General features: G+C 63.7%; 22 protein-coding genes. 6 read left to right on the top strand and 16 right to left on the bottom strand.

Annotation, left to right across the window (positions count from 1 at the left end; genetic code table 11):
- Positions 1 to 276: 276 nt before the first annotated feature.
- From hemA to IVA78_RS12250, 5 genes are all read right to left on the bottom strand, one after another.
- A complete protein-coding gene (gene hemA / locus IVA78_RS12270) occupies positions 277 to 1,506 on the bottom strand; it encodes a 5-aminolevulinate synthase (protein ID WP_247465455.1) in 1,230 nt (409 codons plus the stop codon).
- Positions 1,507 to 1,832: 326 nt separating this feature from the next.
- A complete protein-coding gene (locus tag IVA78_RS12265) occupies positions 1,833 to 2,894 on the bottom strand; it encodes an MBL fold metallo-hydrolase (protein ID WP_247465451.1) in 1,062 nt (353 codons plus the stop codon).
- 217 nt (positions 2,895 to 3,111) lie between these two features.
- On the bottom strand, positions 3,112 to 5,253 hold the full coding sequence (locus IVA78_RS12260; RefSeq protein WP_247281734.1) for a HAMP domain-containing methyl-accepting chemotaxis protein: 2,142 nt from the start codon (positions 5,251 to 5,253) through the stop codon (positions 3,112 to 3,114).
- A 163-nt stretch (positions 5,254 to 5,416) separates the two neighbouring features.
- The gene (locus IVA78_RS12255) at positions 5,417 to 6,142 is read right to left on the bottom strand and encodes an outer membrane protein (RefSeq protein ID WP_247281733.1); all 726 of its coding nucleotides are present in this window, start codon (positions 6,140 to 6,142) and stop codon (positions 5,417 to 5,419) included.
- A gap of 224 nt (positions 6,143 to 6,366) precedes the next feature.
- Positions 6,367 to 6,687 (bottom strand): hypothetical protein, encoded by a 321-nt coding sequence (locus IVA78_RS12250; protein ID WP_247281732.1) that lies wholly within the window; start codon positions 6,685 to 6,687, stop codon positions 6,367 to 6,369.
- Between the two features lie 180 nt (positions 6,688 to 6,867).
- On the opposite strand from IVA78_RS12250, the gene IVA78_RS12245 reads away from it, so the two are divergent.
- Positions 6,868 to 7,152, top strand: coding sequence for a hypothetical protein (locus IVA78_RS12245; protein ID WP_247281731.1), 285 nt, complete (start codon positions 6,868 to 6,870; stop codon positions 7,150 to 7,152).
- An 11-nt stretch (positions 7,153 to 7,163) separates the two neighbouring features.
- Here IVA78_RS12245 and IVA78_RS12240 read toward each other — a convergent pair whose 3' ends face one another.
- From IVA78_RS12240 to IVA78_RS12205, 8 genes are all read right to left on the bottom strand, one after another.
- Positions 7,164 to 8,102 carry an AEC family transporter gene (locus IVA78_RS12240; protein ID WP_247421671.1) on the bottom strand — a complete coding sequence of 313 codons (939 nt, stop codon included), beginning with the start codon at positions 8,100 to 8,102 and terminating at the stop codon, positions 7,164 to 7,166.
- Positions 8,103 to 8,221: 119 nt separating this feature from the next.
- On the bottom strand, positions 8,222 to 8,431 hold the full coding sequence (locus tag IVA78_RS12235; RefSeq protein ID WP_247281729.1) for a hypothetical protein: 210 nt from the start codon (positions 8,429 to 8,431) through the stop codon (positions 8,222 to 8,224).
- The gene (locus tag IVA78_RS12230) at positions 8,428 to 8,601 is read right to left on the bottom strand and encodes a hypothetical protein (protein ID WP_247281728.1); all 174 of its coding nucleotides are present in this window, start codon (positions 8,599 to 8,601) and stop codon (positions 8,428 to 8,430) included. The genes IVA78_RS12235 and IVA78_RS12230 overlap by 4 nt, the downstream gene beginning before the upstream one ends.
- 358 nt (positions 8,602 to 8,959) lie before the next feature.
- Positions 8,960 to 10,579, bottom strand: coding sequence for an ABC transporter ATP-binding protein (locus IVA78_RS12225; protein ID WP_247465446.1), 1,620 nt, complete (start codon positions 10,577 to 10,579; stop codon positions 8,960 to 8,962).
- A 2-nt stretch (positions 10,580 to 10,581) separates the two neighbouring features.
- On the bottom strand, positions 10,582 to 11,421 hold the full coding sequence (locus IVA78_RS12220; protein ID WP_247281726.1) for an ABC transporter permease: 840 nt from the start codon (positions 11,419 to 11,421) through the stop codon (positions 10,582 to 10,584).
- A complete protein-coding gene (locus IVA78_RS12215; protein WP_247421666.1) occupies positions 11,418 to 12,389 on the bottom strand; it encodes an ABC transporter permease in 972 nt (323 codons plus the stop codon). Before IVA78_RS12215 ends, IVA78_RS12220 begins: the two co-directional genes overlap by 4 nt.
- A 199-nt stretch (positions 12,390 to 12,588) precedes the next feature.
- Positions 12,589 to 14,139: an ABC transporter substrate-binding protein gene (locus IVA78_RS12210; protein WP_247281724.1), complete on the bottom strand. Its 1,551-nt coding sequence runs from the start codon at positions 14,137 to 14,139 to the stop codon at positions 12,589 to 12,591.
- Positions 14,140 to 14,411: 272 nt separating this feature from the next.
- Positions 14,412 to 15,962 carry a winged helix-turn-helix domain-containing tetratricopeptide repeat protein gene (locus IVA78_RS12205; RefSeq protein WP_247281723.1) on the bottom strand — a complete coding sequence of 517 codons (1,551 nt, stop codon included), beginning with the start codon at positions 15,960 to 15,962 and terminating at the stop codon, positions 14,412 to 14,414.
- A 134-nt stretch (positions 15,963 to 16,096) separates the two neighbouring features.
- Here IVA78_RS12205 and mddA point away from each other — a divergent pair, with 134 nt between their 5' ends.
- Together mddA and IVA78_RS12195 are read left to right on the top strand one after the other, a co-directional pair.
- Positions 16,097 to 16,882 (top strand): methanethiol S-methyltransferase, encoded by a 786-nt coding sequence (gene mddA / locus IVA78_RS12200; protein ID WP_247281722.1) that lies wholly within the window; start codon positions 16,097 to 16,099, stop codon positions 16,880 to 16,882.
- Between the two features lie 85 nt (positions 16,883 to 16,967).
- The gene (locus tag IVA78_RS12195) at positions 16,968 to 17,390 is read left to right on the top strand and encodes a GFA family protein (RefSeq protein ID WP_247281721.1); all 423 of its coding nucleotides are present in this window, start codon (positions 16,968 to 16,970) and stop codon (positions 17,388 to 17,390) included.
- A 53-nt stretch (positions 17,391 to 17,443) separates the two neighbouring features.
- Here the strand turns inward: IVA78_RS12195 and IVA78_RS12190 are convergent, their stop codons facing one another.
- The gene (locus IVA78_RS12190) at positions 17,444 to 19,003 is read right to left on the bottom strand and encodes a winged helix-turn-helix domain-containing protein (RefSeq protein ID WP_247281720.1); all 1,560 of its coding nucleotides are present in this window, start codon (positions 19,001 to 19,003) and stop codon (positions 17,444 to 17,446) included.
- Between the two features lie 370 nt (positions 19,004 to 19,373).
- Between IVA78_RS12190 and pcaB the strand changes: the two genes are divergently transcribed.
- The 3 genes from pcaB (at position 19,374) to IVA78_RS12175 (ending at position 22,854) form a co-directional block, all read left to right on the top strand.
- Complete coding sequence (pcaB, locus tag IVA78_RS12185) at positions 19,374 to 20,735, top strand: 3-carboxy-cis,cis-muconate cycloisomerase (RefSeq protein WP_247281719.1); 1,362 nt, start codon at positions 19,374 to 19,376, stop codon at positions 20,733 to 20,735.
- A 112-nt stretch (positions 20,736 to 20,847) separates the two neighbouring features.
- Positions 20,848 to 22,104, top strand: coding sequence for an aminopeptidase (locus tag IVA78_RS12180; protein ID WP_247281718.1), 1,257 nt, complete (start codon positions 20,848 to 20,850; stop codon positions 22,102 to 22,104).
- 294 nt (positions 22,105 to 22,398) lie between these two features.
- Positions 22,399 to 22,854, top strand: coding sequence for a cupin domain-containing protein (locus IVA78_RS12175; protein ID WP_247281717.1), 456 nt, complete (start codon positions 22,399 to 22,401; stop codon positions 22,852 to 22,854).
- A gap of 85 nt (positions 22,855 to 22,939) precedes the next feature.
- Here IVA78_RS12175 and IVA78_RS12170 read toward each other — a convergent pair whose 3' ends face one another.
- Entirely contained in the window at positions 22,940 to 23,992 is a 1,053-nt protein-coding gene (locus tag IVA78_RS12170) for an amidohydrolase family protein (protein ID WP_247281716.1), read from the bottom strand.
- Between the two features lie 110 nt (positions 23,993 to 24,102).
- A complete protein-coding gene (locus IVA78_RS12165) occupies positions 24,103 to 24,624 on the bottom strand; it encodes a hypothetical protein (RefSeq protein WP_247282044.1) in 522 nt (173 codons plus the stop codon).
- Positions 24,625 to 24,636: the final 12 nt, after the last annotated feature.

Genomic DNA, 24,636 nt, shown 5'->3' with positions numbered 1-24,636 from the left:
GGTCTCCTTCCAAGCCATCGGCAAGCCCTCCTTGCCGAATAGTTGACCTGTTACCCATGTCGCCGGTCTAGTCTGTTACCCATGTAGCCGGTTTGGACCGGGCGCCTATCCTCCCCTGGAGGGGGAGGGTCGATCGCGCGCAGCGCGAGCCGAGTGGGGTGATCTCTCGATACGGGCAGCGTTCGAGGTGGAGAGACTGTCACCCCACCCCGGCTCCATTTCGCTGCGCTCAATGTGAGCCGACGCTCCCCCTCCAGGGGAGGGTGGAAGCGAACCCTACTCCGCCGCCAGCGACTTCTGGCGCAGCGGCAGGCCCAGGCGGTCCCACACTTGCAGCAGGGCTTCGGCGAGCTGATCGATCAGACCGTCGTCGTGATAGGGCGAGGGCGTGATGCGCAGTCGTTCGGTGCCTTTGGCGACGGTCGGATAGTTGATCGGCTGGATGTAGATGCCGTGCTCCTCGAGCAGAAGGTCGGAGGCCTGCTTGCACTTCTCGGGATCGCCGACGAACAGCGGCACGATATGGGTGTCGCTCGACATCACCGGCAGGCCGGCGGCATTGAGGATCGCCTTGACGCGGGCGGCGCGGTCCTGGTGGCGCTCACGCTCCCAGTTCGAGGTCTTCAGGTGCTTGATCGCGGCGGTCGCGGCCGAGCAGATCGCCGGCGGTAGCGCGGTGGTGAAGATGAAGCCCGGCGCATAGGAGCGCACGGCGTCGATGATCTGACCGTTGGCGGCGATGTAGCCGCCAAGGCAGCCGAAAGCTTTCGCCAGCGTGCCTTCGAGGATGTCGATGCGATGCATGACCCCGTCACGCTCGGCAATGCCGCCGCCGCGCGGGCCGTACATGCCGACCGCGTGGACCTCGTCGACATAGGTCATCGCGCCATACTTTTCAGCGAGGTCGCAGATCTTGGCGAGCGGCGCGATGTCGCCATCCATCGAATAAAGGCTCTCGGAGGCGATCAGTTTCGGCCGGTTCGGGCCGGCCACTTTCAGCAGCTCTTCAAGATGGGCAAGATCGTTGTGGCGGAACACAACCCGCTCACAGCCGGACTGTCGGATGCCCTCAATCATCGAATTGTGGTTGAGCTCGTCCGACAGGATCAGGCAGTTCGGAATGAGTTTTGCGATGGTGGCGATGCCGGTCTGGTTCGAGACGTAACCCGAGGTGAACAGCAGTGCGGCTTCCTTGCCATGGAGATCGGCCAGCTCGGCCTCGAGCTGGACCAGCGGATGATTCGTGCCGGCGATGTTGCGGGTGCCGCCGGCCCCGGTGCCGACGCGGGTTGCGGTCTCGACCATGGCGCCGACCACCTTCGGGTGCTGACCCATGCCGAGATAATCGTTGGAGCACCAGATCACGACGTCGCGTTTGCCGTTCGGCGAATGCCAGACCGCGTGTGGGAACCGGCCGGCCGTGCGCTCCAGATCGGCGAACACGCGGTACCTCCGCTCGGTGTGAAGACGGTCGAGGGCGGAACTGAAGAACTCGTTGTAATCCATCGGCAAACCTGCAGCGGAACCCGGCCCAAGGCGGCCGTTCAATTTTTAGAGCTTTTCCAGCTCCGATGTCCATGCACCTGCTCACATTTGCGGCAAGGCGAGCGTGCCAATTGATAACGCCGGCCCGGCCACGATTGTTGATTTGGATCAAGTGCCTAGCGCGCACTTGCGGCCCGGACCGGAGTTGCCGGGAAGGTGGGGCTGCCGTGGACATTTTGTCCACGGCGCCCGCTCCGTCTATCATTGCGGAGCCGGCCGACGCCATCGCCTCAAGCGGCGCTTGAATTCCGGCCTCTGCCCGCAAGCGGGGAGAGGCGAAGGCAAACTCAGGTCGTCCTGAACTGCAACACGCCGTCCTGCGTCTCCGCCCTCAACCGGCCCTCGACGATCATATAGTTGACATGGGCAACCAGTTCGCCGGCGGCAAAGCCCATCTGATGCTCGTCCAACACATGCTTGTTGAATACGACGGGCACCAAGGCGCGCGAGGTCTGCGGCACCTCGCGGCAGGCTTCCGCGATCAGGCGGCAGCGCTCCTCGTGGTGGTCGGCGAGCTGCTTGATCCGGGTCTTCAAGCCGTAAAACGGCACGCCGTGGCCAGGCAGCACCAGCACGTCGTAGGGGAGCGTCGTGGTGAGGCTGGCGAGCGAGGCCAGATATTCGCCGAGCGAGTTCTGGTCGGGCTCGACCGCCCAGACGCTGACATTCGGCGAGATCTTGCTCAGCACCTGGTCGGCGGAGAGGAACAGCTTGTCGTCGGCGCAATACAGCATCACCTGGTCGAGCGCGTGCCCGCCGCCGGTGATCACCTTGAAGCGGCGTGAACCGATCACGACGTCGTCGCCATGGGAGATGCGGCGGTAGGACGGCGGCAGCACGGAGACGCGCTTGAGATAATCCTGACCGCGACCGAGCAGCTTTTCGGTGAGCGATTCGTCCATGCCATGGCGGCGGAAGAACAGCCGCTGCGCCTCGCGCCGCTCCTCGGTGCCGCGGTTCTGGTGATAGACCGATTGCAGATATTCGACCTGCGACATCACCAGCGGGCAGTTGAACCGTTCGACGATCCACCCGGCGAGACCGACATGATCGGGGTGCGAGTGGGTGACGATCAGCCGCGTGATGTTGACGCCTTTCAGCGGGCCCTTGAACAGCTTTGTCCAGGCCTCGATCGTCTCCTGGTTGCCGAAGCCGGCATCGATCATGGCATAGCCGTCGCCGTCGGCGAGCAGGTAGATGTTCACGTGATTGAGGCGGAACGGCAGTTTCAGCCGCGCCCACAGCACACCGGGCCGCACCTCAACCACCTCTTCGGGGCCGGGATGCTGTTCCCAAGGGTAGCGCAAGGCCTCGGCCGAGGACTGCGCGGTGTCGGTTTTCGAATTCATGCTACCGGCTTAAACCCGCGGCGCGCGGGGCGCCAGCCGAAAAGGATGGGAGTCGACCGTCGCATGGCCGTCATACCGGCAGCGGTTTTTCCGCGTCTCGGTTGAAGCCGGCAAAAAAACGCTGTCCTTCCGGGGCGCGCGCAAGCGCGAACCCGGAATCCGGAGATTGTGGTGCGAGATTCCGGGCCCGCCTCTTCGAGGCGTCCCGGAATGACGATCAGGCCGCGCGCATGTTGTTGAGGAACGCGTCGATCTCCCCGCGCAGCATGTCGGCCTCGCGGCGCAGTGCATCGGAGGCGTTCAGCACTTCGCCTGCCGCAGCGCCGGCCTCGGCAGACGCCGTGGAGACGCCGACGATGTTGCTGGAGACCTCGCTGGTGCCGCCGGCGGCGTGCTGGATGTTGCGGGCGATCTCGCGGGTAGCGGCGCCCTGTTGCTCGACCGCAGCCGCAATCGTCGTGGTGACGTCGTTGATCTCGCCGATGATCCGGCCGATGCCCTGGATGGCACCGACCGCCGAGGTCGTTATCTCCTGCATGCTGGCGATCTGGGTGCGGATTTCTTCCGTCGCCTTGGCGGTCTGGCTCGCAAGGCTCTTCACCTCGGACGCGACCACTGCGAAGCCGCGGCCAGCCTCGCCCGCGCGTGCCGCCTCGATGGTGGCGTTGAGGGCGAGCAGGTTGGTCTGCGAGGCGATGGTCTGGATCAGATCGACGACGACATTGATGCGGCTCGCGCTGTCGGCGAGGCTCTGCACCGTCGCGTCAGTGGCGCCGGCCTCGTCGACCGCCTTCTTGGCGATCTCCGCCGAGGTCACCACCTGACGGCTGATCTCGGCGATCGAGGACGACAGCTGCTCGGTGCCGGCCGAGACCGTCTGCACGTTGACGGAGGTTTCCTCCGCGGCGGAGGCGACCGCGTTCACCAGCGCGTTGGACTGGTCCGCGGTATTCGACATGCTCTGCGCCGTCGATTGCATCGAATTGGCTGATTGCGCGAGATTGTCGAGCGCGGAGCGGACAGTGCTTTCAAACTCGGCGATCTTCGCCTCCATCCGCGCGGCACGTTCGGCTTTCGCTGCACGATCCTTGTCCTGCTCGCTGGCCAGCGACCGGGCTTCGATCATGCTGTCGCGGAACACGTGAAGCGTATCGGTCATCGCGCCGATCTCGTCGTTGTGCTTCGCGCGTGCGATCTCGGTGTCGAGATCGCCGGCCGAGAGCAGCTGCATGGCGCGCTGGAGGCCGCTGATGCGGCGGAGGATGTTGCGGCCGACATAGAGCCAGACGAACAGCGCCGAGCCGACCAACATCATGGCGCCCAGCGCCAGCATCGCCGTCGTGGCGAGCGAAATCTCCTGCCGCGCCTGGAAGGTCGACGTGTTGGTCTCTTTCTGCACGGCGTCGACGAGCTGCTGCACGCTGATGCCGAGGCCGACATTGAGCTTGCGGGTCTCGTCCAGGATGGTCTGGCCGTAATCGACGGAGTCGAGCTCCTTCTCGCGCAAATTGAATACGCCGGACTTGCCGGTCCCGAGCGCGAGCAGCTTTTCTGCGGTCTCGCGCAGCATCTTGTTGCCCTGATTGTCCGGCAACAGATCGAGGTTGGACCGCAAGCGACCCTGTGCCGTCTTGAATTCCTTCTGGATGTCATCGAGCTTGTCGCTCGTGTTCGCCGAGAGCGCCGCGCTCATGTCGGCGGCTGCGAGATTGCCGCTGGCGACGACGTTGCCGAGCTGGCCGACGGTCTGCGCGGCGTCAGTGGCATCTGCAGCGGACAGGTCGGCAGAGCCGAGAATGGCGTTGACCCGGGTCTGCGCGTCCAGCATCGCCGGACTGGCCGCGCCGACGAACGCGCCCTGCGCGTTGCGTAGCGCGTCATATTGCTTGTCATGCAGGGCCGCGATGTCCAGCCGTTCGCGGGCAGCCTTGGCCAGGCTCTGGGCCGCCTCGTTGATGCTCTTCATCGTCTCGCCGAGACCGGAGACGACGGCCTTGTCGCCGCCGAGCTCGATGATCTCGTTGAGCTTCTGCTGCGTCTGCTCCTGCAGTTCCTTCAGCTTCTTGGTGCGCTCGTTCAGGGCGTCCTCGGTTTGAGCCGCAAGCAGGGCAGGTCCCTGTGCCGCAAGGCTCGCGCTCAAGGCCGACAATTGCAGGCTCGCCGCAAGGCGCGGAATGTCCCGTCCGCTCAGTTCAGTCATGCGCCCGCCGAGTTTCTGCAGCGCCAGGCCGGCGCCGGCCGAAATCACGAGGCCCATGCCGGCGATCACTGCGAAGGCCGCGAACAGGCTGCCGCGCACGCCCCATTTCGGCAGTTTGAAACGCGGCTTGAATCGGCCGAGACTGAAACGGATCGCCATCGAAATTCCCCCACGCCCTTGCTTCTGTTTTGTGGCCGGGAGTATCGGGCACGCCGGTTAAAAAATCGCAATCTGTGCAATCGGTTGCGCGCGTTCCGCAGCGCGAAAAAAGAAGGGCCGGCAACATCGCCGGCCCTTCGTGATGATAACGTTTTGCTAACGCTCAGTAGCGCGCGACGGCCGGGCTGGCCCAGTTGAAGCGGTAATTGAGGCCCGCCTTGAAGGTATGGTCGTCGGTGGTGAAGTTGCCGGTGCCGACCAGCGGGCCCGCGGTGAAGTGCGCATCGCCGAAGTTGTAGTACTGGTACTCGGCCTTGGCCGACCAGTTCGGTGCGAACATGTATTCGAGGCCGGCGCCGACGGTGTAGCCGTTGCGATGATCGCCATCGATGATGAAGCCGGATGGTACGCCGCCAACAGTCACTCTCTCGTTGTTGTCCGAATAGGCATAACCGCCCTTCACATAGAGGAGGCCCGGACCCCAGGTGTAGCCGACCCGGCCGGTGATCGAGCCGAGCCCGCGCTGGTCGTTGGTGTAGGCGATGCCGCCCGGGAACACCGCGCCGACGCTGCCGGAGAGCCAGGAATACTGGCCTTCGACGCCGACGACGAAGTTCGGGTTGAACTGCCAGTCCGCACCGACCTGCACACCGCCGAGGAAACGGCCGTTGCCATTGTTGCCGGTGGAGAGACCGTTGAAATTGTTGTCGCTGGAGAACGCACCGCCGACATGGCCGCCGATGTAAAAACCGGTCCAGTTGTAGATCGGTGCAGCATAGGCCGGCGCGGGTGCCTTGTAGTAGTTGCGGTTACCGAGATCGGCGCCGACGGCCGGCGCGGCCGCGCCCAGCACGAGCAGCGCAACGGTCGCAAACAGAATCTTCTTCATCGTCTTGAACTCCAACACGTAAGGTCCCCGGCAGGCGCGCTTTCGCGCCGTCGTTGGTTTTGCAGATAGCTCGCTTTTGACGAAAATGCTGTCACATGCATGGCACAGCGGGCCCCAACCTAACCTACTGGGCCGCAAATGATTTTCGTGCTTAATGGCGCCTTAAGAAATGCTGAAGGAAGGCTTAACTTCGCGCGTCGCCGGTAACTTGCGGGCGCCTCCTCTTAACCAAGACGTCGCCGCGCCTCGTCGCGCATCTGAGCACGAAAGGCCGCGCGCTTTGCCGGGCGGTCTTCCTCGCGCACGTCGTGACGATCGAAGATGTCGAACTTCTCCAGGATCGGATAGCGCTCGCTTGCCATCGCGAGCACGCGCAGCACCTTGGTCGCCGCTGGTGTCGGGCCGCTGACCTCCCAGCGCCTTATGGTCTCGGCGCCGCCTTTCTCCGGCAGCCCGCACAGCCTGGCCATGTCGGCCGCGGTGAGCTTGCGCTCAAGGGCGTCGGAGAGGTCGTTGCGGAGTTGCTTCAGTTCGGCGCCGGTCATGCTGCTTGCGTCCAGGAAAGTCACTGAAGCCAATGCACTAGCGCTGATTCGGGTTCATCCGAAGGCGGCGAGCGCAGCCCGGCACGTTCGCGCGCGCACGGAGTTATGAACGCAGACCTATGGAAATTTTCCGATGAATGAACACTTGGCATACCGGGCACGGGGCGAAAGGATCAGGCCATGACAACCATCAAACTCGCCATTGCCGCACTCGTCACTGCCGGGCTGCTTGCCGTGCCCTTTGCGGCTGAAGCGAAGAAAGCCCGATCGAGCCGACATTACAGCAACGGTGTGGTGGCGCCGACCTATGGCGGTGCCGGAACGCCGTCAGCGCAGCCGAGCGCGTCCTATGGGTCGTCCGGACAGACGGTCGGCACCGTCACGGCGCCGTCGGTCGGCTCGTACAATTGGCCCTCGGTCGGCGTGACCAACTCGGTCCCCACCTGGAGCAACACCACGAGATAGACCGATGCCGGTCAGCGGACGCCAATCGCGAGGCCGGAGAGCAGATACAGCGCGACCAGCAACGTTGCGACGGACAGCATCGTCGTGATCGAGACCGTGGCCGCAACCAGCTTCTCGTCAACCTTGTGCTCATGCGCGAGGACGTACACGGTTTTCGCCGTCGGCACGGCCGCGCAGACGACAGCGGCGACCGTGTAGAGAGGATCGAGTCCCAAGATCACGCAGAGCCCGTAGACGATCAGAGGCATGACCACCAGTTTCACCGCCGCGAGCGCAAACGATGCCTTCAGGTTGGATCGCAGGCCCTCAACGGACAAACCAAGTCCGATGGCAAACAGCGCGCAAGGCGTGAGCGCTGCAGCGATCATGTTCAGATAGGTCGCGACCAGCGCCGGAATCGGCAAGCCCGTGATCGCCCACACCAGCCCAATGAGCGTCGACAGCACCATCGGATTGAGCAGGATCTGCTTTGCCAGTCCCGTGGGATGGGCGGGCTCGTGCGGGTCGCGTCCTTTCAGGAGGATGACCGTGATCGGAAACATTACGGCGGCCACGAACACTGTCGCTACCGCGGCGGGCAGGACGGCGGGCTGGCCGTAGATCACGTGCAGGATCGGCAGCGCGACAAACCCGGTATTGGTCATTGCCGCCGCCATCCCATGAATGGTGCTGCTGGCGATATCGTGTTTGCCACCCGCGCGGACCGCCAGAAACACCATCCCGAAGCAGATCAGTGAACCGCCGCCGAATGCGAGCAGGAAGCGCCATTCCAGCAGGTTGCGGGCCGGCTCCCGCGCGATCGTGACGATCAGGAGCGCCGGCATCGCCACGTTGTAAGCAAAGTGCACCAGGGCATCGGCAAGCGAGCGGGAGAGAGAGCCGAACTCGCCTGCCAGCCAGCCGGTGACGATGATCGCGAACACGGGAAGAATGAGGCTGGCGACCTCCATCTGGCTTCCCCCTCATGGACAAAGGGGGGCGAGGTTAGCCCAGCGATGGGTTGTCGTCACGGTGTGGTTTAATGGAGCCGTCCCGGGTGATCATTCGCCAAGGACGAAAATCTTCCTCGTTAGATTCCCCTGCGATCCTGCTTCCCAATCACGCAACGCCATGCCGCCAGGCGCTCAGCCGGATGCTGGTTCATCCATTCCGCAAGCTGCGGGGCGCCCATCAGGCAGGACTGCACCGAGACCTGAGCAAAGTCCGAGCTGGTGACAATCTGCTCATGGCAATTGGTCGGAGAGGAGAGACTGCAAAGCACGGCAATGATCTTGATCACGAAAGGTTACCCCTATCGCCGCCGCTGATCGTGCGGCCCGTTGCTTTATCCTGCCCATTGCTGACCGGATCAGATGGCGGAAAGATGCTGTCGTAGATTGCGCGTGCCTCCTGAATGAGGCGCGCGCGCTCGCGCTCAGATCTTGAGACAAATCGAATAACTTCACCCATGTTGGCTCCGAATGTCAGTGGGGCAAGCAGGTCATGAGATGATAACAATCATCTAATCGTATCTATGGCGTCCCCTCGGCTTTTGAAACGACGTCCCCGTTCACGACGGAATAAAAAGCCCGTGACCGCGCGGGCGTCCCAACGTCCGGGTGTTCCTGCGCCAGGTACGGGCTGTTCACCGTTCTTATCGCGCTGCTGCAATTACCGCGCGAGCGAACGCCGATGACAGCTTACTCTTGCCGCACCGGCAAGGCAGTCTCTGCAAAGCAAATGCCGATCGACCAAAGATGTTTCGCCGGCATCACCCGCAAGTTTTTGGAACAATCTTGCAGCTCGGCGAACCCGTCACGACGATCGCTCATGCCGCCGGCGCGCGCGCCTTTCGCCCCGGTACCGCCGACAGCAGTTCACGCGTATAGGCGTGCTCGGGCGCGGCGAAGAGCTGCGCGGTCTGCTTGAGTTCGACGATGGCGCCGCGCTGCATCACCGCGATGCGGTCGCAGATTTGCGCCGCGACGCGCAGATCATGGGTGATGAACAGCATCGAAAGGCCGAGGCGCGCCTTGAGGTCTTCGAGCAGCTTCAACACCTGCGCCTGCACGGAGACGTCGAGGGCGGAGACGGCTTCATCTGCGACGATGATCTCGGGCTCGAGCGCGAGCGCGCGCGCAATGCCGATACGCTGGCGCTGGCCGCCGGAGAATTCGTGCGGATAGCGCTCGAGGGCGCCGGCGTCGAGGCCGACCATCTTGAGGAGATCGCGAGCGCGGTCGAGCGCGACCTTCGGATCGGTGCCGGCCGCGATTGGGCCGTCGGCGATGATGTGGCCAATCTTGCGTCGCGGATTGAGCGAGGCGAACGGATCCTGGAAGATCATCTGGATGCGATGCCGTTCGGCGCGCAGCGCCCTGCCCGAAAGAGAGGTGAGATCGGTGTCGCCGATCCGCACCGTGCCGCGGTCGGCTTCGATCAGCCGCATCACGAGCCGTGCCACCGACGACTTGCCGGAGCCGGATTCGCCGACGAGGCCGAGCGTCTCGCCCTTGAGGATGTTGAAATTGACCTCGCGCGCCGCCTCGACGCGGCGGTCCTCGCGAAACCAGCCGCCCGACGTGACGTAGGTCTTGTCCAGTCCGATCACCTCGACGGCCCGGGCCTGATCGTCGAGCAGTTTGCGCACCGGCGGGTCCATCGACGGCACGGCGGCGAGCAGTGCCTTGGTGTAGTCGTGCTGCGGATCGTGGAAAACCGTCGCAGCGGGACCTTCCTCGACCACCTTGCCGTGTCGGAGCACCACGACCTGGTCGGCGATGTCGGCGACCACGCCGAAATCGTGGGTGATGAACATCACCGCCATGTTGCGGTTGCGCTGGAGATTGCGGATCAGATCGAGAATTTGTGCCTGCGTGGTGACGTCGAGCGCAGTGGTCGGCTCGTCGGCGACCAGCACCGCGGGCTCAAGCGCGAGCGCCATGGCGATCATGGCGCGCTGGCGCTGGCCGCCGGAGAGCTGGTGCGGGTAGGCGCGCACGATCCGCTCGGGGTCGGGCAGGCCGACCTCGCGCGCCAACGCGAGTGCTCTTGCGCGCCGCTCCTTCGGCGTGAGCTGGCCATGGGCCTCGAACATCTCCGCCATCTGGTCGCCGATCCGCATCAACGGATTGAGCGCGGTCATCGGTTCCTGAAAGATCATCGCGAGCCTGCGGCCGCGCAGATCGCGCCAGCCGTCGTCGCCCAGCTTGAGCAGGTCGCGGCCTTCGAACTGGACCTCGCCGGAGGTGACCGACACGGTGTCCGGCAACAGGCCCATCAGCGCATGCGCGCACATCGACTTGCCGGACCCGGACTCGCCGACGACGCAGACGATCTTGCCGGGCTGCAAATCGAGCGAGACGCCGTCGACGGCGAACGGACGCTCGGCGCCCTTGGGCAGCGCGATCCTCAGGCTCTTGATGGAGATGGCGGGCGGTGCGGTCATCGTCAGCGCCCCTCCCGCGACAGTCGCGGATTGAGCGCGTCGTTTAGGCCTTCGCCGATCAAATTGAGGCCGAGCACCGAGATCAGGATGGCCACGCCGGGAAACACGGTGATCCACCAGGCCTGGCGGATCACGGTCCGGCCGGCGCCGACCATGTAGCCCCAGGAGATCAGATTGGGATCGCCGAGGCCAAGGAACGACAGCGAGGATTCCAAGAGGATTGCAGTCGCCACCATCAGCGAGGCCAGCACGATCACGGGCGACAGTGCGTTCGGCAGGATCTCGCGCAAAATGATCCAGGTGTTGCTCTGTCCCGTGACTACCGCGGCCTGGACATATTCGCGCGTGCGCAGCGACAGCACCTCGCCGCGCACGAGGCGGGCGACCGGCGGCCAGCTCACCACCGCTATCGAGGCCACGATGGAATAGATCGAGGGCTGCAGGATTGCGACCAGCACGATCGCGAGCGCGAAGCTTGGAATAGTCTGAAAGAATTCGGTGAAGCGCATCAAGGCATCGTCGACTTTGCCGCCGAAATAGCCGGCCATCGCGCCGATCGGCACGCCGACGATCAGGGCTACCAGCGTCGAGACAAGGCCAACGAGCAGCGAGACGCGTGCGCCGAAGATCATGCCGGCGAACACGTCGCGGCCGAGCGCGTCGGTGCCGAGCGGCACGGCCTGCAGCGTGAAGGGCGGCAGGAACGGCCGCTGCACCATGCGCCAGGGCGAGTTCGGGAACAGCATCGGCCCGAACACCGCGACCGAGATCGCAAGCAGCAGGATGACGAGCCCAATGACGCCGCTCGGGCTCTTCAACATCGATTTCCAAAATTGCTTCATGAGGCGAATTCGATGCGCGGGTCGACCAGGCGGTAGACCAGGTCGGTGATGAGGTTGAAGATCAGCACCATGGCGGAGCAGATCACGAAGACGCCGAGCAGTAGGTTGTAGTCGCGTTGGAGTAGCGCGTCGTACATCAGCCGACCGATGCCGGGCCAGGCGAACACGGTCTCGGTGATGACGGCGCCGCCGATCAGCGTGCCGGAATGCACGCCGGCGAGCGTCACTACCGGCAGCAGAGCGTTGCGCAGCACGTGGCGGCGCTGGATCACGGCGTCGGACAGGCCCTTGGCGCGCGCGGTCTTGATGAAGTCGAGCCGCTTCACCTCGAGCATCGAGGCGCGCGTCATGCGGGTGTAGGTCGCCATGAAGAACAGCCCGAGGGTCATCGCCGGCATGATCAGGTGCTTTGCGACGTCGATCGCGTGGGCAAGGCCGGTGAGATTGGCGCCGACTGTCTCGTAGCCGAAGCTCGGCAGCCAATCCATGGTGACCGAGAACAGCAGGATCCCCATCAGCGCCACCCAGAAGATCGGCATGGCGTAGAAAATCAGTGCAAAGACGGTAATGGCCGTGTCGAGGAAGGTTCCGGCAAAGCGCGCGGCGAAGGTGCCGAAGAGGATGCCGAGCACGAGCGAGATCGTGAAGGCGGTCAGTGTCAGCAGTAGCGTCGCCGGCAGCCGTTCGCCGATCAGCTTTGCGACCGGTGCCTGCTGGCGGAAGGAGAAGCCGAGGTCGAGAGTGACGACGCCCTTGACGTAGATGAAGAGCTGCTCGGGCATTGGCTTGTCGAGGCCGAACTTTTCCCGGAGCTGCTTCACGAAGATCGGGTCGCTGGCGCCGGCTTCGCCCGCCATCACCACCGCAGGGTCGCCGGGCGCAAGTCGGATCAGGAAGAAATTGAGAACGATGATCGCGAGCAGGACGATCACGCCCTTTAGGACACGCTGAGCGACGAAGGAGAGCATAATTAGATGGCGATCAGATCAGGTTGAACGCAGCGGCGATCGCCGTGCGCTCCCTCTCCCGCTTGCGGGAGAGGGCAGGGGAGAGGGTATTTCCGCAGAGATGACACCGGGTGGAGAAAGCCCTCTCCCGCCGCGCTCTGCAAGCGCGTCGACCTCCCCCGCAAGCGGGGGAGGTGAAACAAGCGTGCGGCCTGCACCATCACTTGTCGAGCCATGCGTCCTTGAAGCCGTCATTGACCCCGATTCCCGTGGTGATCAGGTTCTTGACCTTGCAGCGCATGATGGTCGGGAATTGCAGCTCGAGCATCCAGGCCACCGGCACGTCTTCGACCAGGATCTTCTGCGCCTTCTCATAGATCTCCTTGCGCTTGGAGTCCGGGGTCGCGACAGCACCGTCGGCGAACAGCTTGTCGATCTCCGGGTTGGAGTAGCCTTCGACGTTATTGAAAACCTGGCCCTTGGCGATGGCGCTGGAGACGTAATTGCGTCCTACCCCGAGTGCGGGATCGCCGTACTGATAGAGATAGGTGAAGGCGATGTCATAGTCCCACTCGCCGATCTTCTGGTTGCCGCCAGCAACGTCGGTGGCAATCGTCTCGATGTTGATACCGGCGTCCTGGAGGTTCTGCTTCACCGCTTCACCCCAGCGCTGCCAGGTTTCGCCATAGGCCAGCGGCAACAGGCGGATCTTCTCGCCCTTGTAGCCGGCTTCCTTCAGCAGCGCCTTGGCCTTGGCCGGATCGTACGGGTACTTTTTCACGTCGTCGGTGTAATATTTGATGGTCGAGGCGGACGGGCCGGTCGCGACCTTGCCGAGCCCGTTCCAGATGACATCCTTGGCGAAATCGCGGTCGATTGCATACATGACCGCCTGCCGCACCCGCTTGTCCGCGAGCGGACCCTGGCGGTTGTTGAGCCAGAGCCAGGCCAGCGGCGAGAAGAACTCCCAGCCGGCGCCGGTGACACAGGTGTCCTTCAGCTTGGACAGCCGCGGCACGTCGAAGTTCTCGACCGAGCCGCCGGGCAGCACGTCGACCTTGCCGGTCTCATACGCCACCGAGCGGGCCGCGGCGTCGGGAATGATCTGCCAGTAGATCTCGTCGAGATAAGGCTTGCCCTTCTCGTAATAGTTCGGGTTCTTGACCAGGCGGATGAACGAGCCCTTCTGCCACTCCTTGAACATGAAGGGGCCGGTGCCGATGGGCGCGTTGTTGTAGGGATTCGTCTTGAAATCGGTGCCTTCATACAGATGCTTCGGCACCATCGGCATCGAGCCAACCTCGAAGATGCCGAGGAACGGGCCGAACGGCTGCTTCAGCGTGAAGACCACCGTGTAGTCGTCGGGCGCCTCGACCTTGTCGACCTGGGCGAGGTTGTTGCGGGCGCGCGCGTGGGTCTGCCTCAGCATCTCGACCGAGAACAGCACGTCTGCGGCGGTGAAGGGCTTGCCGTCGTGCCAGGTCACGCCCTTCCTGAGCCTGAAGGCGTAGGTTTTCGCGTCCTCGCTTACGCTCCAGCTCTCGGCGAGCTCCGGCTGCGGCTCGAGCTTGGGGCTGTAGCGCAGCAGCCCCTCGAAGATGTTGCCCGACACCATCTGGGTCGGACCGTTCTGGACCATTGCAAGCATCAGGCCGGGCGGCTCGGGCTGGATTACGGCATTGATCACGCCCCCTGTTTTCGGCTCTTGCGCCAGCGCCGGGGCCGTGAGGCCGCAAGCCAGGAGGAGACCAAGCAACACTCGTTTCGGCATGTCGTATCTTTCTCAAGCGAGGTCAGCCGTTAACGCTTCGCAACGTCCTCGCGCGCAAAGCGACGGCCGGCCCATCCCAGTCCCCATCCGGTAGCGAGGCTCACATAGTCTCGCTCGGCGCCGCAAGATGAAAGTCGCGACAACGTTCGCACAAAAAATGCACAGCGCGTCCTGTTTTGATTTATCTGCCTCATATCGCTGTGTACCGGTCATGTCGGTCGTTGGCCGACATGACCGGTGCGGCTAGCGACACAGCGTCGTGGGCAGGCCCGTCATCGCAACCCCGCCCGCCGAAATCCTTCTAGATAGTGCTCGCGGTCGGCGTCATTGGCCCACGGCAGTTGCGTCGCGATCCAGTGGAGCGAGATGCCGGGCTGGGCGCGGCGGAGTTCGCCCAGCGCGATCTCTGCCAGCTTTGCGTCCCCGGTCATGCCGGCGGAGACCGCGAGCACGCGGTAGGCGCCGGTGAGGTCGCCGCGGTGGCGGATCGCCTCGCGCGCGAGCGCGATCGCCTCGTCATAGTGCCGCTCGGTAAAGCGCGCATAGCCGGCAATGCCGTGATAGATCGCCAGCGAGGGATCGCGCGGCGAGAGCCGGATTGCCGTCTGCGCCGCCTCGAACGATTCCTTCGAGCGTCCGGCATAAGACAGTGCCAGCGCGTAATAGCCCTGCGCCAGCGAGAAGTTCGGATTGAGCGCGAGCGCCTGCTCGAACTCGGACAGTGCGTCGGCCAGCCTGCGTGTCGAGAACAGGACGCTCCCCAGCGCGGCATGCGCCCAGGCGTCCTCATGGTCGCAGCGCACGGCAGCGAGCGCGGCGGCTTCCGCCACTGGCGCCACCGCAGCAAGCTTGGCCCAGCCGAGATGCACGCCGAACATATGATTTGCCGCCAACACCGACAGCGCCTGACCATAATTCGGATCAATTCCGATCGCGCGCTCCAGCAGCGTCCGAGCGGCCTCGTGATCCTGCCGCGTCACGCGCCAATAGTGTGACAGTGCACGCATCAGCAGATCCCAGGCATCCAGGCTCGCAGGCGGCTTGCGGTGAGCGCGAAAATTTTCGGCCGCGTGGATCTGCGGCTCGACCGCCGCCACGATCGCGTTGGTGATCTCGTCCTGCACGGCAAAGACGTCGATCAGCTCGCGGTCGTAGCGCTCGGCCCAGAGATGGCTGCCTGATGTGGCATCGTTGAGCTGTGCGGTGATGCGCACCCGGTTGTCCGCCTTGCGCACGCTGCCCTCGACGATGTAGCGGACGCCGAGTTCCTCGGCGATCTGCCTGATGTGGACCGCGCGTCCCTTGTAGGTGAAGGACGAGTTGCGGGCGATCACCAGGAACCAGCGCTGTTTCGACAGCGCGGTGAGGATGTCCTCGCTGATGCCGTCGCCGAAATAGTCCTGCGCGGGATCGCCGCTCATGTTCTCGAAGGCGAGCACCGCGACTGCCGGGCGATCCGAGACGGTGTGCGGCCGGGCAGGAACGGATATAGCGGGCGCAGGCGAAGCCGCCACCTCTTCCTGAACCTCGCCGACGAAACGAAAGCCTTTGCGCGGAATGGTCTTGATCAGCCGCTGGGTGGCGCCGTCGTCGCCGATCGCCTTGCGCGCAGCGTTGATCCGGCTGTTCAGGGCGGAATCGGAGACGATGCGGTCGCTCCAGATCTGGCTGATCAGGTCATCCCTGCTGACCACACGCGCGCGTTGAGCAACCAGATAGAGCAACAGATCGAACACCTGCGGCTGCAACGGCACGGCGACACCGGCGCAGGTGAGTTCCCGCAGGTCGCCGTCGAGCACGTTGTCTTCAAAGCAAAATCGCACGTTTTGTGTCGTCTCAAGCAAAAATCAATGGCATCTCAGGCGAAAATCAATTGTCGGCGAAAGTCTCGGGCCCGTCCGAAGCGCATGGTGGGGCGACCACATAGTGCCGATGTTTTGGCACAACGGAGCTTTCCATGTCTCAGATTGATCAGGTTCATTCGATCAGCCCGGCTGTTGCGGGCTCACGCATGTTCAAGTTCGCCGCCTTTCTGTACGGAATTGCGGCATATCTCGTGTTTTTCGTCACCATTCTCTACGCCATCGGCTTCGTGATGGGGCTGGTCGTGCCGAAGACCATCGACACCGGAACCGCCACGCCCCCGCTTGAGGCGGTCATCATCAATCTCCTCCTGATGACCCTGTTCGCCATCCAGCACAGCGTGATGGCGCGTCAGAGCTTCAAGGCGTGGTGGACGCAGTTCGTCCCGAAGCCAGTCGAGCGTAGCACCTATGTGCTGCTGGCGAGCCTGTCGTTGCTGCTCCTGTTCTGGCAGTGGCGGCCGCTGCCTTCGGTCGTATGGGAGGTCCAGGATCCCGATTTTGCAGTGACGCTGGTCACGCTGTCCTTCGCAGGCTGGGTGCTGGTGTTCACCTCGACCTACATGATCAACCATTTCGAACTGTTCGGCCTGCATCAGGTGACCAACCATCTCGTCGGCAAGGAAGCGGCGCCTGCGCGGTTCAAGACGCCGCTGCTCTATAAGTTCGTTCGTCATCCGATCTATCTCGGCTTCATCATCGCGTTCTGGGCGGCGCCGGTCATGACCGCGGGCCATCTGCTGTTCGCCGCCGTGACCACGCTCTACATCTTCGTCGGCATCGCGCTGGAGGAGCGCGACCTCGTCGCTCTCTTCGGGGACGAGTACCGGCAGTACAAACAACGCGTGTCGATGCTTATTCCCTGGCGCAGATCGGTATAGTCTTCGCCTCGCGCCAGGCGTCCACCGAAAGGAGGACGCGTGGCTGGCCCGACCAGCAATATCGATCCCAATGGAGACGAGCAAAATGAAACATCTCGGAAACTGCTTCTGTGGCGCAGTCACGATCGAGGTCACGGGCGAGCCGGAGGCGATGGGCTATTGCCATTGCCGTTCTTGCAGGTCGTGGTCGGGCGGACCGGTGAATGCCTTCAGCCTGTGGAAGCCCGAGGCGGTGCGCATCACCGAAGGCGCCCAGAACGTCGAGACCTTCGCCAAGACGCCGCTCAGCCAACGCAAATATTGCAAGAAGTGCGGCGGTCATCTCATGACCAACCACCCGCCGCTCGGCCTGGTGGACGTCTTCACCGCCACCATCCCCACGCTCGCATTTTCGCCAGGCGTCCACGTCAATTATGCCGAGACGGTGCTGCCGATGCGCGATGGCCTGCCCAAGCTGAAGGACTTTCCTGCCGAGTTCGGCGGCAGCGGCGAGATGATGCAGGAGTAGGACTTTTCTGACCCTCCCCTGGAGGCCCCCAGGGCAGGGTAAGCTGTGGCGAGCTACCTCATCCCTGCGCGCCGCAATCCTTCCAGGTAATGCGCGCGATCCTCGTCGCGTAGCATCGGCAGCTCGCGCGTGATCCAGGCAAGCGAAATGCCGGGCTGGGCGCGGCGCAGGCCGTGCAGGGCGGACGCGGCAAGGGCCGCGTTTCCCGACATACCGGCCGCGGCTGTCAGCACACGATGCGCGCCGACGAAATCGCTGCGTTGCCGCAGCGATTCGCGCGCCATCTGCACGGCTCCTTCGTAGTCGCGGCCGATGAACCGGGCGTAGGCCGCAACTCCACCATAGATCCCGGCGAGCGGATCGCGCGGGCTCAGCCGCAACGCACGGCGCGCGGCGGCGTCGCCGTCCTGCCATCGTCCAGCGTAGCACAGCGTCACACCGTAGAAGGCGTACGCCATCGCGAAATTCGGATTGAGCTTGAGAGCCAGATCGAACTCCGCCAATGCGTCCTCGAAGCGGCGGCGGAACAGATAAGTATAGGCGAGGCCGTGATGCGCCCAGGCATCGTCGCGATCGGCTTCCACCGCCGCCAGCGCCGCGCGTTCGGCGACCGGCACGGTTGCAGCCATTTCCGCCCAGCCCATATGCGCACCGAAGATGCGGCTGGTCGCGAGCAGGCCCAGCGCCTTGCCATAGGCGGGATCGATCGCGATTGCCTTTTCCAGCAGCTCCTGCGCAGCGGCATTGTCCTCGCGCGTGATGCGCCAGTAACGCGACAATGCGCGCATCACCAGATCCCAGGCATCCAGGCTGCCCGGCGGCTTCTGCTGGGCGCGAAAGCTCTCGGCGGCGTAGAGCTGCGGTTCGATCGCCGCGACGATCGCCTCGGTGATCTCGTCCTGCACGGCGAAGACGTCGGCGAGCTCGCGGTCGTAGCGCTCGGCCCACAGATGGCTGCCGGTCGAGGCATCGTTGAGCTGCGCCGAGATACGCAGGCGCTCGCCGCTACGCCGCACGCTGCCTTCGATCACGTACCGCACGCCGAGCTCGCGTGCGACCTCGTGGACGTGCACAGCGCGCCCCTTGTAGACAAAGGACGAGTTGCGCGCGACGACGAAGAACCAGCGCAGCTTCGACAGGGCGGTGATGATATCCTCGCTGATGCCGTCGGAGAAATAGTCCTGCTCGCGGTCGCCGCTCATGTTGGTGAAGGGCAGCACGGCGATTGCGGGCCGGTCGGGTAGCGCGAGCGTGGTCTGCGCCAACGGCGCCGCGGGGCCGGGTTCCTGAACGGCCGCGCCGCGCTTTGCCTCGACGTCGCCAACGAAGCGAAAGCCCTTGCGCGCGATGGTGCGGATCAGCGCCTGGTTCGCGCCATTGTCACCGATCGCCTTGCGTGCCGCGTTGATCCGGCTGGTCAGCGTCGATTCGGAGACGCTGCGGCCGTGCCAGATCTTGTCGATCAGCTCACCCTTGCTGACCACCCGGTCGCGGTTCTCCATGAGATGCACGACCAGGTCAAAAACCTGAGGTTCCACGGCAACGGGAACCTGCTCGCGGCTCAGCTCGCGCCGGTCGGTATCGAGAAGATGGTCCCGGAACAGAAATTGCACGTCGAAAACTCAGTCCTCACAACGACATCAGGCAATACAAAAATTAAAATGGATTTCGACTTGAAACCTGTAAGTCCGACGAAGGGACTGTCAGGTTCACCACGATCGCGTGATGCCAATTATGCTGTTTTCGGATGGGAACACGACCTCGACAGAATGTGGAGGCTTGGCGCGGATTGCCGCTGGCTTAATCCGCAAGCGTAGCGACGTCGGCAGTGTCGGACATCTCCCCAGCGTCGTCTGGCGAATGCCCGGCGAATGCCCACGGGCATCCGCCAGGACGACATCGGTCGTATGGCAGGCATTGTCGAATAGCATGGCCCGCGTAAGCTGCCTTCACACAGAACACTCCAACCACGAAGAAATGCCCATGCCCGCTTTTCCCACTGGGACCACCGTGCTCGACTCCATGCTGTTCCGGGACGCCTTCGGCACGCCCGAGATGCGGGAGGTGTTCTCCGATATCGCGCTGGTGGCGCGCTATGCCGAGGTCGAGGTCGCGTTGGCGAAGGCAGAGGCCAGATGCGGCGTGATACCGCAGGACGCCGCCGATCAGATCGCGGCCCGGACCAATGTTGCCGCGCTCGATTTCGATCTGTTGCGGCAGGAGACCGACATCGTCGGCTATCCGATCCTGCCGTTGGTGCATCAGATGGTGAAGCAGTGCGGCGAGTCTGGCCGCTACGTGCATTGGGGCGCGACCACGCAGGACATCATGGACACCGCGGTGGTCCTGCAACTGCGTGCCGCGCTCGAAATCGTCGAAAGGGACATTGCCGAACTGCGCCGCATTCTTGCAGACCTGTCCAAGCGATATCGCGATACGCCGATGGCGGGCCGCACCCATCTGCAGCAGGCGCTGCCAGTGACGTTTGGCTACAAGACCGCGATCTGGCTCGCGATGTTCGACCGTCATGCCGGGCGTCTGACGCAGTTGAGGCCGCGCGTCCTGGTCGGCCAGTTTGCCGGCGCTGCCGGCACGCTGGCTTCGCTCGGCGACAAGGGATTCGAGGTGCAGGAGGCGCTTTGCGCCGAGCTGAAGCTCGGCGTTCCCGCCTCGACCTGGCACGTCGCGCGCGACGGCTTTGCCGAGGCCGTGAACTTCCTGGCGCTCGTCACCGGCTCGCTCGGCAAGATAGCGCTCGACATCATGATCATGGCTTCGACCGAGTTTGCCGAGCTCTACGAACCCTTCGTCAAGGGGCGCGGCGCCTCCTCCACCATGCCGCAGAAGCGCAACCCGATCTCCTCCGAACTGATGCTTGCGGCGTCCAAGGCGGTGCGCCAGCATGCAGGCCTGATGCTGGATGCGATGGTGCAGGATTTCGAGCGCGCCACCGGCCCCTGGCACGCCGAATGGATGGCAATCCCAGAAAGCTTCGTGCTGACCGCCGGCGCGCTGCACCAGGCGAAGTTTGCGCTCGCAGGCCTCATCGTGGACGAGGCGAAGATGAATGACAATCTCGCCATCAGCCGCGGCCTGATCGTGGCCGAAGCGGTCATGATGGGGCTCGCGCCGCAAATCGGGCGGCAGGAGGCGCATGACATGGTCTATGACGCCTGCCGGCTCGCCAATGAGAAAAGTCTCTCGCTGGCGGATGCGCTTTCATCCGACTCCCGCGTCTTGAACTGCATCGACCGTGCCACAATCGAGGCACTCACCTCGCCAAGAAATTACCTCGGCCTTGCGCCCGCCATGGTTGACCGGGTGCTGAAATCGGCAACGCGTTGAAAACCAATATGCGTGAAACTGCGTATCTCTCCCTGCCGCAAGGTGCTCGCGCACTTGCGCCTCGCGATCCTGGGCTTAGATTGAACGAGAGACTTTCGGCAGAGGGCCCCGTATGACTGATCACCGCAATTCCGCTACTCCCATCAATCCCGCGAAACTCGACCGGCTGGCCGAGGTGGCGGTGAAGGTGGGGCTGGGTTTGCGGCCGGGGCAGGATCTTCTTCTGACGGCGCCTGCGGTCGCACTGCCGCTGGTGCGGCGGATCGCCGTGCACGCCTACAAGGCCGGCGCCGGCATCGTAACGCCGATCCTGTCGGATGAGGAGATGACGCTGGCGCGCTACCGCCACGGCCACGACGATAGTTTCGATCGTGCTGCCGGCTGGCTGTATGAGGGCATGGCCAAGGCATTCTCGGACAACACCGCACGGCTCGCCATCGTCGGCGACAATCCGATGCTGCTGTCGGGCGAGGATCCCTCCAAGGTGGCGCGCGCCAGCAAGGCCAATTCCATGGCCTATCAACCGGCGCTGGAAAAAATCGTCAATTTCGATACCAACTGGAACATCATCGCTTATCCGAGCCCTTCCTGGGCCAGGCAGGTGTTTCCTGACGACCCTGAGGACGCCGCAATCGGCAAGCTCGCGGATGCAATCTTTGCGGCGTCCCGCGTCGACCGTGAGGACGCGATTAGCAATTGGGCGAGCCACAATGCGGTCCTGCGCGAGCGCACCAACTGGCTCAATGGCCAGCGTTTCCGCGCGCTGCAATATTCGGGGCCGGGCACCGACCTCACCATCGGACTTGCCGATGGCCATGAATGGGAAGGCGGCGCCTCGCTCTCCAAGAACGGCATCAGCTGCAACGCCAACATTCCGACCGAAGAGGTCTTCACCACGCCGCATTGCCGCCGCGTCTACGGCCACGTCGTGAGCTCGAAGCCGCTGTCTTACCAGGGCACCCTGATCGATAACATCTCGGTGCGCTTCGAGGACGGCAAGATCGTCGACGCAAAGGCCTCGCGCGGCGCGGAGGTGCTGAACAAGGTGCTCGACACCGACGAGGGCGCGCGCCGCCTCGGCGAGGTGGCGCTGGTGCCGCATTCCTCGCCGATCTCGCAGAGCGGACTGTTGTTCTACAACACGCTGTTCGACGAGAACGCGGCGTCCCACATCGCGCTCGGCCAGTGCTACTCGAAATGCTTCGTCAACGGCGCGCAGCTCACGCCGCAGCAGATCGCCGCGCAGGGCGGCAACCAGAGCCTGATCCATATCGACTGGATGATCGGCTCGGCCGAGACCGACATCGACGGCATTCTCGCCGACGGCAGCAAGGTGCCGGTGTTCCGCAAGGGCGAGTGGGCGAAGTAACCTGCTCACCTCTCCTGTAGGAGAGGTGAGCACCGCGATTGGCTGTCAGAACCTCGAGCGCGAGGAGCATCGATGACTCCCTCGCGCATTTTGTCGCACCCCCCGGCAAAGATGGGTTCACATAGTCCAATTGGCAGGAAATCACTGCGTTAACGCGCTTCGCGGCTTCAACTACGGCCGATTGTCGAGGTCTGCGTAAGGAAGAATTAAAAGCCGATCACTAGCGTCGCGAGGATCATTGAAACAGTCCGGGCTCCGACCCGGTCAAACTTATTTCATTCCCCGAGGAAACAGATGTCGCGCGCAATGATTGAGATCGGCAGTTGCAATGTGGATCTGGAGCTGCGGCCGATCGAGCCGTCCTGGATCATCGAGGGTAACCCGGTGTCGCGCTCGCGCGTCCTGTCCACCAGTGCCGACGGCACGGCCCAAACCATCATCTGGGCCTGCACCGAAGGGCGCTTCAACTGGTACTACGATATCGACGAGACGATCATGATCATGGAAGGATCGATCGTGCTCGAAAGCGACGGCATGCCGCCGAAGCGCTACGGCCCCGGCGACGTCATTTTCTTCCGCGACGGCGCGCATGCCAAATGGCATGTCGAAGGGCACGTCAAGAAGATCGCCTTCTGCCGCAAGACCAATCCCGTGATGATCGGCTTTCTGATCCGTGTGGTCAACAAGCTCAAGAAGATGTTCACCTCCAGCGGCGAGCGCCGTCCGGCCTCCTTGATGGGTGCCGGCTAGAGCCCGAACAATAACGTTTCAAGGACGCTTCCCAGCGGCCACGACGGAAGAGGGGCCGGGATCAACATCCCGGCCCCTCTTCTCGTCACGACGGCAGTTCGAGCTGATAGAAATCGATGGCGGTCTGCGAGAACAGCGCCGTCTTTTCGGCCTCGCTCAGGGCCGCCGCGATGCGCTTGAAGGCGTTGAAGATCACCTGATAGCTGCACTGGCCCTTGTCCGGCGGGAAATTGCTCTCGAACATCGCGCGCCTTGGGCCAAATGCCTCGATGCAGGTCTCGACATAAGGCCGCCAGGCTGCGGCAAGCTCCTCGGATGACGGCGGCTTCTCGCGCCGATGGAAGTCATAGCCGAGCAGGCACATCGCGAGCCCGCCGAGCTTAACCACCACGTTCTCGCATTTCGCGATCTCGCGGATCGAGGCGCGCCACTGCGAAAACACCTCCTCGCGCCGTCCCGCAAAGCGGCCGACGCCGGCGGGGCCGCCGCAATGGTCGAGCACGATCCGGGTGTCGGGGAAGGCGCGCGCAAGCTCGGTCAGTTCGCCGATCTGCGGATGAAACAGCCAGGCATCGAAGCTGAGGTTCAGCGGCGCGAGGCAGGCAAATCCCTTGCGGAAGGTCGGATCCTGCAAAAGGCCCTTCGGCCGGTTCGCATACATGCCGGCGACCACGGGGTCTTCGTCCCAGGCCGAGGAATGCCTGATGCCGCGGAAGCGGCCGTGGCCCGCCGCGATCTCCGCTTCCAGCACCGGCTTGGCCGCGTCGCCCAGCAGCAGATTGGCGTGGCTGACGATGCCCGCACAGATCGCCGCCTTGCCGTAACCACCGCTCGCGCTCATCGCCGCGACGCCGTTGGCGAACTCGACCTCGCCGACGGGCCGGAACGCCTCTGGCCCATGCGCACGATACATCGAGCGGCAATCGACATAGACGGTTGCGACGATGTTGTGGCCAGAGGCGATGTCGGCCGCCATCTCCTCGATCAGATAGCGGTGCCCGCGATTCCAGAGATGGTGGTGAGGATCGACGATCGGCCGGGGCGCATCGATGATCTCCTCCTGGTGCTGCGCAAGCCAGTCCTCGCGCGGCTCGACAAACAGTCCGCTCGTATTGGCAGGCAATCCACTTGCGGTCATCGGCGTTCGCTCCCTCTGTGTTTGTGCTGGGAGCCTAGCACCTCATCTCGTCACGCGGCAGCGCGCGTCATGCAACCGCACCCGTCATCGCTAGCACAGCGGCACAGTCGTCAGCCCTCGCGCCGCTTTGCTTTCACATCGACCATCAGCCGCCAGTCCGCTACGGCGGTCGGCCTGACCTCCCCGAGCCAGTGAAAGGAATTGTCGGTAATCTCCGTAAAGCTCCAGCGCGTCAGCTCGCCGGCTTCGGTCGTGCCTTCCTGTACGATGGCGTCGCCGCGCGGACGGCCGATCTGCTGGCGGAACACGCTGCGGCCTGGATCGAACCAGGAAATCCGCCACGCGGCAATGGTTGGGTCATAGATACGCAGCGTCGTGCCGTACCAATTGCCGGCGATCGGAAAGGCCGGGCTGCCGGCGGGACGAGGAATCATCCAGACGTCCTGCACGGCGCGCCCCTCCAGTACCCAGCCGAAATGGATTTCGCCTGACGCTGTGTGTTTGGTTCCATCGAGCCCGTGGGCGGTGATTTCGGCGTCCCAGTCGCCGACAAAACGACCGTAAAGCTGCAGCGCCTCCGCGTGCTCTGGGTTCGGTCCGTCCGCATGCAACAATCTCGCAAAATCTGTCATGTCGATCTCCTC

The sequence above is a fragment of the Bradyrhizobium sp. 137 genome (genome assembly GCF_023074095.1).
GTDB lineage: Bacteria > Pseudomonadota > Alphaproteobacteria > Rhizobiales > Xanthobacteraceae > Bradyrhizobium.
Note: the sequence above shows the minus strand (reverse complement) of the source record. Positions and strands in the feature narration are given on the sequence as shown.